12 protein-coding genes are annotated in these 11228 nt (G+C 72.4%); 6 read left to right on the forward strand and 6 right to left on the reverse strand.

The features are described 5' to 3' along the window. Positions 1–874, forward strand: an 874-nt coding sequence (locus RIF68_RS13635; RefSeq protein WP_309051491.1) for a serine hydrolase domain-containing protein, incomplete at its 5' end; no start/stop codon positions are given. Here RIF68_RS13635 and RIF68_RS13640 read toward each other — a convergent pair. Further along, complete coding sequence (locus tag RIF68_RS13640; protein WP_375165694.1) at positions 871–1017, reverse strand: hypothetical protein; 147 nt, start codon at positions 1015–1017, stop codon at positions 871–873. The two genes, RIF68_RS13635 and RIF68_RS13640, sit on opposite strands and share 4 nt — an antisense overlap. 319 nt (positions 1018–1336) lie before the next feature. Here RIF68_RS13640 and RIF68_RS13645 point away from each other — a divergent pair, with 319 nt between their 5' ends. Further along, the gene (locus tag RIF68_RS13645) at positions 1337–1789 is read left to right on the forward strand and encodes a DUF5959 family protein (protein WP_309051492.1); all 453 of its coding nucleotides are present in this window, start codon (positions 1337–1339) and stop codon (positions 1787–1789) included. 509 nt (positions 1790–2298) lie between these two features. On the opposite strand, the gene RIF68_RS13650 is transcribed toward RIF68_RS13645, so the two are convergent. Then, a complete protein-coding gene (locus tag RIF68_RS13650; protein WP_309051493.1) occupies positions 2299–2901 on the reverse strand; it encodes a DinB family protein in 603 nt (200 codons plus the stop codon). A 223-nt stretch (positions 2902–3124) separates the two neighbouring features. Between RIF68_RS13650 and RIF68_RS13655 the strand changes: the two genes are divergently transcribed. The 3 genes from RIF68_RS13655 (at position 3125) to RIF68_RS13665 (ending at position 5018) form a co-directional block, all read left to right on the forward strand. Further along, a complete protein-coding gene (locus tag RIF68_RS13655) occupies positions 3125–3643 on the forward strand; it encodes a hypothetical protein (RefSeq protein ID WP_309051494.1) in 519 nt (172 codons plus the stop codon). A 317-nt stretch (positions 3644–3960) separates the two neighbouring features. Further along, positions 3961–4296, forward strand: a complete 336-nt coding sequence (locus RIF68_RS13660) for a metalloregulator ArsR/SmtB family transcription factor (protein ID WP_309051501.1) — start codon at positions 3961–3963, stop codon at positions 4294–4296. Continuing rightward, positions 4296–5018: a cation transporter gene (locus RIF68_RS13665; RefSeq protein WP_309051495.1), complete on the forward strand. Its 723-nt coding sequence runs from the start codon at positions 4296–4298 to the stop codon at positions 5016–5018. The genes RIF68_RS13660 and RIF68_RS13665 overlap by 1 nt, the downstream gene beginning before the upstream one ends. A 293-nt stretch (positions 5019–5311) precedes the next feature. Here RIF68_RS13665 and RIF68_RS13670 read toward each other — a convergent pair whose 3' ends face one another. The 4 genes from RIF68_RS13670 to RIF68_RS13685 all read right to left on the reverse strand — a co-directional run bounded on the left by RIF68_RS13670 (position 5312) and on the right by RIF68_RS13685 (position 9908). Then, positions 5312–8590 carry a tetratricopeptide repeat protein gene (locus RIF68_RS13670; protein WP_309051496.1) on the reverse strand — a complete coding sequence of 1093 codons (3279 nt, stop codon included), beginning with the start codon at positions 8588–8590 and terminating at the stop codon, positions 5312–5314. Positions 8591–8768: 178 nt separating this feature from the next. Next, entirely contained in the window at positions 8769–9131 is a 363-nt protein-coding gene (locus RIF68_RS13675; protein WP_309051497.1) for a trypco2 family protein, read from the reverse strand. A 38-nt stretch (positions 9132–9169) separates the two neighbouring features. Next, on the reverse strand, positions 9170–9355 hold the full coding sequence (locus RIF68_RS13680) for a hypothetical protein (protein WP_309051498.1): 186 nt from the start codon (positions 9353–9355) through the stop codon (positions 9170–9172). Between the two features lie 307 nt (positions 9356–9662). Continuing rightward, positions 9663–9908, reverse strand: coding sequence for a hypothetical protein (locus tag RIF68_RS13685; protein ID WP_309051499.1), 246 nt, complete (start codon positions 9906–9908; stop codon positions 9663–9665). Between the two features lie 304 nt (positions 9909–10212). Here RIF68_RS13685 and RIF68_RS13690 point away from each other — a divergent pair, with 304 nt between their 5' ends. Then, positions 10213–11037 carry a hypothetical protein gene (locus tag RIF68_RS13690; protein ID WP_309051500.1) on the forward strand — a complete coding sequence of 275 codons (825 nt, stop codon included), beginning with the start codon at positions 10213–10215 and terminating at the stop codon, positions 11035–11037. Positions 11038–11228 lie beyond the last annotated feature (191 nt).

Here is an 11228-nt window from a genome sequence, read left to right on the forward strand (position 1 = left end):
CAAGACGTTCACCGTCACCGCGCTTCTCCAGCTCATGGACGAGGGCAAGGTCAGGCTCGACGACCCGATCGACGCCTACATCCGAGGGGTTCCGAACGGTGAGAGGATCACCCTGCGCCACCTCGCCGGGATGCGCAGCGGCCTCTTCCCGTACACCGCCGACCCCGACTTCCTGCACGACCTCCTGAGCGCGCCGAAACGCCCGTTCACCCCGTGGGAGGTCCTCTCCTACGGTTACCGGCACCCGAACACCTTCGCGCCGGGCGCGACGTTCCAGTACTCCAACTCCAACCTCGTGCTGCTCGGCCTGGTCATCGAGAAGGTCACCGGCAAGCGGCTCGGCGAGGTCATCCACGAGAGGGTGGTCCGCCCGGCCGGTCTGCGCCACACCTTCCTCCCCAAAGGCGCCGAGTTCCCCGAGCCCCACGCGCGCGGATACACCGACCAGACGCTGACCGGCGCCGTCGCGGACGCCACCGACTGGAACCCCAGCTGGGCCTGGGCGGCCGGTGCCATGGTCTCCGACCTCCAGGACCTGCGGCGCTGGGCCCCCGTCCTCGCCACCGGGAAGCTGCTCAGCGCCGAGACCCAGGCGCAGCGCCTCAAGATGCTGCCGACCGGCTTCCCCGGCACGGACTACGGCCTCGGCATCCTGCGGACCAACGGCTGGATCGGGCACAACGGCTCCCTGCCCGGGTACGAGACCGTGACCGTCTACCTGCCCTCGCAGAAGGCCACCCTGGTCCTCATCCTGAACACCGACTCCCTCGTCGACGGCCAGGAGCCGTCGACCCTCGTCGCCCGGGCCATCACGTCCGTCGTCACACCGGACCACGTGTACGCCGGAGGGATCACCCCGCGCGACAAGTCCTAGACGCCCGGGGAACCCGCCGCCGCCATGATCACCCGCACCCCGGCGACGATGTCGAACCGGTTGCGCACGTACTCGACGTCCGTGACCGTGCCCGTCGCCGGGTCCGTGGCGCCGGCGCCGAACTCCAGGGCTGGGGCGGGCACATGGCCGCCCGGCAGGCCGGTCGGGCCGGGACGGTCCCGCGGCAGGCGATCTCGCTGGAGAGTTGTTCCGCAGATCTCGGCCCAGGACCGGGGAGCCGCTCGTCGTCCCGCCCCCGGTGCAGCGACGGACGAGAGCCGCAAGGGCCGGCCGCCCGCCGGGCAGCCTCCGCGCTCCGGTGACAATGACCTGCGCGGGGGGATCGGCGAAAGCGTCCACTCCTCACGGAATGAGGCCTGGAGCAACCTGCTTGAGCTCGTCGGTCCGGTTCAGAGACCCTGAGCTTCGACAGATGTGAGCGGGCAGGGCAGAGGGTGCGGGGTGGAACTGATCAGTCTCTCGGATGGCGACAACAGCTTCCGGGTGCGTGTGCTGGGGCGTCGGTCGCCGGGCGTGTTGCATCTTCACGACCAGCTCGACGCAGAGGTCGTGGTGACCAGCAGCTTCGTCAGCGGCACGTTGGCCATGTCCCTGTTCCCTTCCGACCTGGCGGAGTGGTCCCGTGCTCTGGACCTGCTTGCCGCCGGTCAGGACGTCTGCTGGAGGGACGACGACCACAGCCCCGAGATCAGGATCCAGGCGTACAACGAGGAGCAGGAGACGGTCGCTGTCCGTGTGGAAGATCCGGGCAGTTCATGCGTCTCCGTGTTCCTCCCCATGTGTCTCGAAGAGGGCTGGATCGACGAGCAGCGAAAGCTGCTCGGGCAGGTGCTGCAGGAGTGGCCGAGCGAAGTGCTGGAGTCTTCGCCGGGCGTCCACGAGTGGCGGCGCTGAACTGCGGCCAGGCACCGCCAGCAGATGAGTGCGCGTCCGGGGGTGCGGAAGGCGTCGTGGATGCCGTCGCGTATCTCCCAGCGGATCCGCAGGCGGCAGAAGCAGGGCAGGTGGACGAACCGCGCTCCACCGCCCAGCGTTGGCGCCCAGGCCGGAGCCACGGTCGGTGCGCGGCAGGCGATCGACGACTTCACGCCGGGGTCCCGGACGAGACGACGGTACGAGTCGTGGTCGTGACCGCAGTCTGCCAGGACTCCGGCCGGGCGGCGCCGGGCGGGCCACGTTTGCCCCCTCGTCCGGTCCCGGAACCCCCTGCGACGCCCGGATGTGGGAGCCGTTCACCGCCCCCCGAGGAGGCTTACGAGCTCGACTGCGTCGGCGCACTCGCGCAGCTGGAGCCGGCCGAGGCGCCGGGGATCGGCTCGCCGACGTCGGGAGCGACGGGGACGAGGACCACGGCGCGGTCCGGGGGCGTGGATCTCCGCCTCGCTCGCCGCCGCAGTCCCGTCTCATCGAGCGTGGGGCGGTCCCGACGAGTCTTGAGCGCGGTGGGTGTCGGCCGCCGCCTGGACGCGGGCGTGATACTGCTGCCACTCGGCATCGTCGCCGAAGCCGTCGTGATCTGGTCCGGCTCTGCCGTCGATGAGCTCTCGCAGGACACCGGCGTGGCCGGCATGCTGGGCAGTCTCGGCGACCATGCGGACGAGCAGCACGCCCAAGGTGGTGGCCCGGCGGTCTTCGGGCCAGTGCGGCACCTGGCCCGGGGCTTCGAGTGCGAGATCCGCGATGGTCCGGTCGGCATGCGCGCAGGCACGTTGATAGAGCCCGATGATGTACTGGCTGGACTCCTCGGGCCTGGCCCACATGTCCGCGCCGTCCCAGATGGAACCGTCCTCGACCCAGGCCAGCGGCTCTGGCGCCGGCCGGTCGAACGATGCGCCGAGGTATCCGTACTCAAGGCCTGCCAGATGCTTGGCCAAGCCCAGCAGGTTTGTCGCGGTGGGTGTCATGGGCCGGCGCATGTCGTATTCGCTGAGTCCCTCCAGCTTGGAGAGCAGACCGGCCCGTCCTGCCCGCAGCCGGCGGTGCAGCTCCGCTTTGAGGTCGGTCATGTGGTCCTCCTTCAAGGATGTGCCCATCCCACCACGCGGCTGTGTCGCCATGCCATCGGATGACACGGCTCGGCCGGACGAGTGACAGGGGCCGCCGCAAGGCGGTGCCGGACGAACCGGTGTTCCACGATCAGTGCCGCCGCCGTCTCCGGCGGCAGCTGCCCCCCACCGCGTCTGTGCCGTGGGATCGGATCGACCACGGCTGTTCGAGGAGTCTCACCCCATGCGTTCACGCGTCATCGCCGTCGCGGCCGCGCTCGCGGCCACCGCGGCACTCGCGCAACCCGCCCACGCCGCCCCGCTCGCCGACGGGGTCTACCGGTTCGCGGCTCTCACGGACGGCAGATGTCTGGTCTGGCCCAAGACACACGCGAGCATCGGCGTGGTGTCGCTGGGCAACTGCACGGAGACCGCGTCCACCTCGGCGAACTGGCAGGTGGTGCGCCGCCCCGACGGAATGATGGAGGTCTCCCCGCCGGCCTCGAACCCGCGCACCTGCCTGCAGGTGACGTCGCAGTACAGCGTTTCGGTCACCAGCTGCGGTGGCCGGTACACCGAGTGGACCGTCTCCTACGGCTCCGACGGGCCCGGCAGCGTGGTGTGGGCCGACATCGAGCACACACCGGGCGACTTCTCCCCCTCGTACGGAAAGATCGTGGACGATCCCGGCGTGACCGGCCGGATCGTGGTGAGGCGGGCCCCCATCGAACCGCACTACTGGGCACTGCAGCCGGCCGGATAGCGGTCGTCGGGCCGACCGAGGGCAACGCCGGTCTCGGGTGCCCGGGCCCTGGCCACCTCGTCCCGGAGGCGGCCCCGCACCTGATACGCCCCGGGGATGTGGAGGTGACGTCGCCATGGTGACGTCGCCGGCCCCGCAGCGATGGCCGGCCTGCTCACCGCCGCGTCGGTGTCGGCGGAGGTCACGTGTCGCCGATGGCCCCCGCGGGCTCCGGGAACGTGGACCGATCGCCCTCGACGTCGGACCGCTGTGCAGGCGGCAGAGGACTCGGGGGTGTAGGATTCCGTGAATTCAGCATTCCGTGTACTGTCGTGGCTGTGCTGACTCTCGCTGCTGACATCGAGGTGCTGGCGCGGTTCGGCCGCGCCCTCGCCGACCCGATCCGCTGCCGGGTGCTCCTCGCCCTGCGTGAGGCGCCGGCCCACCCCGCCGACCTTGCCGACGCTCTGGAGATCTCCCGGACCCGGCTGTCCAACCACCTGGCGTGTCTGCGCGATTGCGGCCTTGTCGTCGCGGTGCCGGTGGGCCGGCGCACCCGCTACGAGCTCGCCGACGAGCGCCTCGGTCACGCGCTGGACGACCTGCGCACCGCCGTGGTCGCCGTCGAAGCCGACAAGACGTGTGGGGACGCGGACCGGAAGGGCTGCTGCTGATGACGGCGGAGACATCCATCGGCATACGCCCCTCCCCGGCCCGCCGCGACGTCCTCGCCAGGCGGATTCGGCTGCTGGTCGCGGCCACCCTCACCTACAACGTCATCGAAGCGGTCGTCGCGATCGGCGCCGGGACGGCTGCCTCCTCCACCGCGCTGATCGGCTTCGGGCTCGACTCCGTCATCGAGGTGTCCTCCGCCGCCGCGATCGCCTGGCAGTTCTCCGCCTCCGACCATGCCACCCGAGAGGCGCGCGAGAAACGGACGCTGCGGATCATCGCGGTGTCGTTCTTCGCGCTCGCCGCGTTCGTCGGCGTGGACGCCGTGCGCGCTCTGGCCGGCACAGGTGAGGCCGAACGCTCCGCACCGGGCATCGTCATCGCCGCCCTCTCCCTCGCGGTCATGCCGTTCCTGTCCGCAGCCCAGCGTCGGGCCGGACGCGAACTCGGTTCCGCCAGCGTGGTCGCCGACTCCAAACAGACCCTGCTGTGCACCTACCTGTCGGCCGTGCTCCTCGTCGGCCTGGTCCTCAACGCCACCCTCGGCTGGTCGTGGGCCGACCCCGTCGCCGCCCTCGTCATCGCCGCCATCGCCGTCAAGGAAGGCCGCGACGCCTGGCAGGGCAAGGGGTGCTGCGCGGCCCCGGCCGCAGTCGTGCCGCCTGCCGGTGCCGAGCGGAACGACACCTGCGGGTGCCGCGCCGGCTGTGACTGCTGCGGCTGAACGGCACCCGCCGAACGCAGCCCGCCGCGGCGAGCACAGGGTGGCAGCCCGGAGCCGTTCGAGGGCACGGGTGCGAACCGACATCGGATGCTCCAAGACCGGGGCCCAAGCTGACTCGGGATCGGCCGTGGGACCGGAACAGGGAGGTGCTGCGGCGTGGCGAACACCGAGAACGACCCGTGGCGCGCAGCGCCGGGCACCCGCCCCCGGAGGCCGGGCCCGGCCCTCCCCCAGGATGCCGGACGCCCACTTGTCCTCCACGCCGTCGGGACCCGGAGGACTGTCCCGCCGGGTCAGCGCCTCTCGTACAGCGCCAGTTCGGGCAGGAGGTGGAAGGCCTCGCGGACCGCGGCCAGCGCCTCGTCCCACCGGCGCAGCCCTTCGAGCCTGCGGGAGTGGGCGTACAGGGCCCTGGCGAGGTCGGGGACGTGGGCGTCGGGGCGGGCTGCTGCCAGGACACGGTAGACGGAGACGGCTTCCTCACCGGCGGCGAGGGCGTCCTGGGGCCGGCCTGACTGATCCAGCCGTATGGTCAGGGCGATCAGGCTGCTCGCGAGGCCGGGGAGGTGGGCCTCCGGGTCACGGGAGGCGAGGCCGCGGCGGATGCCGAGGGCTTCCTCGGTCGCGCGCAGGGCCTCCTCCTTGCGGCCGAGGGCGGCAAGGAGGGTGCCGAGGGTGTGCAGAGGGATCGGCAGCTGATGGAGATGGGCGCCGGGATAGGCCCGCGCCAGGCCGCGGAGGATCCGTACGCATTCCTCGGTGGCCGCAAGGGCCTGCTCCGTCCGGCCCAGGGCCGAGTACAGAGCGGCCACCGTGCTCAGGTTCGCGCTGAGCCCCATGAGGTGGGCGTCGGGATGGATGGCGACCAGACCGCGCTGGATCTGCAAGGCCTCCTCGGCGGCCGCAAGGGCCTCTTCCTTCCGGCCCGCATCCTCCAGCGCCCAGGCCAGCCGTGCCAGGCTCTCGGCCAGTTGGGGCAGGTGGGCGTCGGGGTGGGACTTGGCCATGGCGCGGCTGATCTGCACCACGTGTTCGGCCACCGACAGGGCGCCCGACAGCCAGCCCATCTCCGCACCCCTGACGGCCATTTCTTTCAGCGTCGCGATGTGACCGGCGGAGTACGCGGATCCTGCGTCGGCCATGGCGTCGTGCACCCGAGCGGCCTCGAAGAGGGCCTCCATGGCCTCCTCCTTCCGGCCCAGGTCCCACAGCCGCCCCGAGTGGACGCTCAGACTCCGGGCGAGCTGACGAAGCTCGACGTCGGTAGCCGCTCCGGCACCGCGGCGCAGGCGCACCGCCTCCTCGGACGCGGCCAGCGCCTCCTCCGGACGCCCCAGATCGCTCAGCCGGTCGGCGAGGTTGTTGAGGCTTTCCACCAGGTCGGGGCTGTGGCCACCGTCCAAACCACGGGCGAGGGCGACGGCCTCCATGGCGGCGGCCAGAGCCTCCTCGCGGCGCCCGAGGTCACTCAGCCGGTCGGCGTACGTGTTGAGGCTCGCGATCAGGGGGACGGCGTCGGCGAGGGAACGGGCGGCGGCCACGGCTTCCTCGGCAGGGGTCAGGGCCTCCACCCGCCGGTCGAGCGCCGAGAGGCGACCGGAGAGCGTGTACAGCATCCATACGAGGTCGGGGCCCGGAGCAAGGCTTCGCCGTCGGTCGATCAGATGGCGGGCGAGGTCGCAGGCCCACACGGCCAGCCGCTGGCTGCGCGGGACGCCGTCGTTGAGCCGGCGGAGCGTCTCCAGCGAGGTCCGGGGATCCGCGGCGATCCGCTGCAGGCCGGCCAGCAGCGGGCCGGGATGCTCGACCTGGGTGGCCGTGGTCATCGCGGTCGGTGCCAGGGCGGTGCGGTGCCGGAGGCACAGCTCGGTGAGCTGTGTGTCGAGCTGTCCCGCGAAGACGGGGTGCGCGGCCGCGCGACTGTAGAGAGTCAGCAGCCGGCCGGCTTGCTCCCCGGTGATGCCCGGTACGAGGTCGTGGGCGAGCTCCGGATGCGCTTCCAGGCGGCGGCCGATCAGACGCTCCGTCAGCCGGTCGGGCTGGAGGCTGCCCCAGGGGCCCGACCCGGGTGGCGGACAGAGCGCGGTGATCCAGGCCAGGACGGCGTCGCGGCGGTCGCGCGGCTGGTCGGCCAGGCCGCCGACCTTGTGCAGGATCGCTGCTGCCTGTTCATGGTCGGCGGCGCCCACCAGCAGGGCGGCGGCCAGGGCCGCGTCGAGGGTGGCCGTGCTCAGTGCCGGGCTGAGGCCGCGGGCGGCGGCACTCTGTTCCCAGTAGCGGCGCTCGTGCAGGAGCAGGCGGTCCTCGACGCCCGCCGAGGGTCCGGGACCGCCTCCGGTGGAGTCGGGGTCCGCGGCGTCCAGCAGGTCCGCCAGCGCGGTCATGTGCAGGGTCAGCGCGTTGTCCATGCCCGCCCGGTCCACGTCCGGGGCGGGCAGGGCGGCGGCCACGGCCGGCCAGTTGGGGCCCTGCCGGCCGCGCACCCGGGGCAGCGTCGCCGCGAAGGCGTCTGCCGCCCGCCGGTACGCCTCCCGGCGTGCGCCCGCATCGGGCTCGAGCGGGGGCAGTGCGACCACCGGCGTGCCGTCCAGCAACTCCTCGGCGGTACGGGTCACCGCCTGCGCGCTGGTCCACCAGTCCCCCGCCGCCCGGGCCAGCAGGAGCACCTTGAACGGAGCGGCGCCGCTGTGATCGGCGGCGGCTTCCAGCAACGCGGCGAGCTGGGCCGTACGGGTTTCGGCGTAGTCAAGGACCACCAGCAGTGGTTTGGCGGCACGGCCCACCGCGCGTAGCTCCGCCGGTGTGGCACTGATGCGCGGCCACAGCACCGCCCAGCCGTCCGGAGCCAGCGTGGCGGCCAGGTGGTGGGCCAGACGGGTCTTGCCTTGTCCGGCCGGGCCGTGCAGCAGCCAGCTTCCGAAGCCCTCCTGGCGGCACCAGCGGCCCAGCCGGCCCAGCAGTTCCTCGCGGCCGTGGAAGGTGACGACCTGTCGCCCCGCCTGCAGCAACGCCGCCGCGGAGCCCAGTCCGCCGGCCGGCGCCGCCGGTTCGGCCTCGGCCACGTCCTGGAACTCCACCGCGTCCAGCACCATGGTGTCGGCGCCGTGCTCGGCGAGCACGGCGCGGAACTCGGCGTCGTGGTGCAGCACGTACGCCGGTACGACCGAGAGCGCGGCGTGTCCGGAGCGGCCCACGTCGGCGGCGACCACACCGGTCAGCAGGCGTCCGCAGAACATCGCGGCTCCCGACAGCCCGCTCCACGGCGACGACCCGTCGGCCGGCCAGGCCGGCGGGTGCGGGCTCAGGTCCATCAGGTGCCGGTTGGCCACGTAACCGCTGCCCGGATTCACCGTGCCCGCCAGCTGCGCGGTCTCCACCGCCACTCCCGGCCGCTGTGCCACATCGGGTACGCCCCAGGTCTCGCACGGCTGCCCGGGCTGCTCGGTCACCAGGCGGCCCCAGCGCACCCCCGTGCCCTTCGGTGGGCGCCAGCCGGCGTCGTCCACCTCGACCAGCCCGGCGTCGTCGCGCCCGCCGGGCGTGCCGCACCACACCACGACTCCGCCGGACACCGTTCGGGTGCCCGGGCGGAACACTTGCACCAACGCGCCGCGTCGGCCGGCCACATGGGCCGACGTCAGCACCAGCCGCGGGCCGATCGCGTATCCCGACCCCGGCCCTCCCGGTCCCCCGACCGCGACCAGACGCTCCCGCTTCACCGCACTCCCCGTGTCGTACGCCGGCGCCCGGTCAGTCGTGGATCCGGTCGCCCACGTCGCCGGGGCCGGCCGGCCGGTCGGGGCTGCCGCTGACCAGCAGATCGCCGCCGGCGCGGGTCCTCGGGGTCAGGGTGAAGGAGACCCGGTGCGTCCGGCCGCGGGCCACTCCGCCCTCGGTCTCAGCCGTCACGGCCCACACCCGGAAGCCCGCCTTGGCCCGCGCGTCAGCGCGCAGTTCCACCTCGAACTCCATCTCCACGGGCCCGACCGCGAAGGCGATCTCCTGCCCCACTCCGCGGGCCGTGGCCTCCAGCAGTTCGTCCCGCACCGCCGCCACCGCGTCCGCCAAACCGATCTCCACGTCCCACCGTCCCGCCGTCCGTGTGTCTGCCAAGCCGAGAGTAGGGGGACGGGCTCGCCCCGCGCAGGCGATCACGAACGGTTGCCCGAATCGGACCGGGGGACGACGAAGGCGCTGTGCCGGGCGACCTCGGCGCGGATCACGGAGTCGAGGGTGTCGGCTCCGTTGTCGAGTGCGGTGCGCTTGGCGGCGCTGATGCCGGGGCAGCCGGGGACCGGGGAGGTCGTAGAACCTGGGGTAGCCGAGGACCACGACACGGGCGTGGGGGGCGCGGCCGCGGGCGGCCTGGACGCGGCTTCGCGGCCGGGACGGGCGGGTGCGGTGGCGAGGGCCCGACGCAGGGCGGTGCGCCGGCACACCCTCGTCGCGCGCCTCACACGTGACCGCGATGCCGCAGGCCTCACCCAGCCTGGCACTCAGGCGCCGACGAAGGCCACGTCAACCGAATCACGATGCCGTGTCCGCCTGCCCACAGCGCCGCCCGCGCCCCCGAGCGCCGGATGTTCGGCCGTGCCGGCTCCGATCTCCTGCGCAAGCGCGCCCTGCTCTCCTCTGGGCCACAGGTCAGACCGCGTCATCAAGGAGCCCGAAGCCTTCCGGGAACCCTTCCAGGAATTCCCGCCGACCCGGGTCGGGCTCGCCTTCCGCCATTGTCCCCAGCAGATCGGTGAACTCGCTCCGCTGGGCACTCGACAGCCTGCTGACCAGGTGGCCGGTGCCTTCCAGGACCTTGACCGCGTCGTCCGGGTCCATCTGCTCGTCCTCACAGCTCTCGATGAACCACAGGACATCGACCAGAGCCTCGGCCAAGGCGTGGGTCAAGGACGGGTACATGGGCGTCACGACGGGCTACAACGGTCACGGCAGCAAGGCCCCGCCATCCCGCCACACACCACTGACAACCCGATCGCGGACGCGGCGGTGCTGTCGGTGAGCGTGAACCCGGAGGAACGGTGAAGCGTGCGTAGCGCCACGCATGTTGGTGCCGTGCGGGTTCGTAGGTGCCTGCTGACGAACGCGGCGTCCGTGGCGGACGGCTGTGGGCATCGCCCTTGAGGCCGGCCTCACGGAACTGGCCGATGGGCGAGGGTGAGCACCCCTTACGATCGCGTCCATGTCGACCACACCGTCCGCCCCCATCCTGCGCGGCAGCGGCGGCGCCTCCCTCCGTCACGAGGACGGCGCGCTGACGCTGCGCCGCGGTGACGAAGAGATACGCATCCCGCTGCAGGCCGTCCGCGAGGTCGTGCCGGACCGCCGGGCCGTCACCGTCGAGCTGAGGGTCCCGGCCGGGAGCCCTCCCGTCACGCACCGGATCGACGGTGTCGGCGACGCCGCGGCGGACCTCTTCGCGGTGGCGGTGGGCGCGGCCCTGGCGGCCCTGCCGGAGCCGGCGGCCTCCTTCGACGGCACCGCCCTCGTGACGGCCCGCTCCCTGCGCACATCCCGTCCGCCCCTCAGTGCCGGGGAGAAGGCGAAGGGCCTGGCCTGGGCCTTGGTCGGTCTCGGGCCGGGTCTCGCGACGCTCATCGTGACCAGCGTGCTGTACGTCGTGCACGGAGAAGCGGGCATGCTGATCCTCGCGATCCCGATGGGACTCGTGACCGTGTTCCTCAACCTCGCGAGCACGGCCGCAGGAGAGCGGACCTTCCAGATGTGGCTCCTCCCCTGGCGCGGCATCACGGTGATGGCCGTGCGCACCAGGCCGGGCGGCAAGGCGGGGACGTACGAGTACACCGATCCGAGCGGCCAAACCCACAGTTACCACCGGAGCGCGTCCGCGAGCCGGATCGAGATCAGCTACCACCCGGACAACCCCAGCCATCCGGTCGGCGTCTATTCCCTTCCCATGCGTGTGCTGGCCACCATCGGGACCTTGCTGCTGTGGGCCGTCACGGCAGGTTTCATCTTCGTGTCGGTGATGGCCGCCACCCAGTGATCACCGCGCCGCGGAACGCAAGGCGGCGCGGCCGACGCCACACTTCGCCATGACCGCGCGCAACGGCAGGCCGGCCTGTGCGCCACGGCGGATCGCCGCGTCTCCCGGGACTCCATCACACACGGGCATGGGAAGCGGCGACTGGGCGGTTGCTCACCGGCCCCGGTCTGCCGGGCAGAAGAGGGGCCGGT

The sequence above is a fragment of the Streptomyces sp. genome, assembly GCF_031178505.1.
GTDB classification, from domain to species: Bacteria; Actinomycetota; Actinomycetes; order Streptomycetales; family Streptomycetaceae; genus Streptomyces; species Streptomyces gulbargensis.

Coding starts and splice junctions, on each gene's coding strand:
- RIF68_RS13650 (WP_309051493.1), bottom strand. CDS start 2,901: ATGACCGACCTCAAAGCGGAGCTGCACCGCCGGCTGCGGGCAGGACGG.
- RIF68_RS13655 (WP_309051494.1), top strand. CDS start 3,125: ATGCGTTCACGCGTCATCGCCGTCGCGGCCGCGCTCGCGGCCACCGCG.
- RIF68_RS13665 (WP_309051495.1), top strand. CDS start 4,296: ATGACGGCGGAGACATCCATCGGCATACGCCCCTCCCCGGCCCGCCGC.
- RIF68_RS13690 (WP_309051500.1), top strand. CDS start 10,213: ATGTCGACCACACCGTCCGCCCCCATCCTGCGCGGCAGCGGCGGCGCC.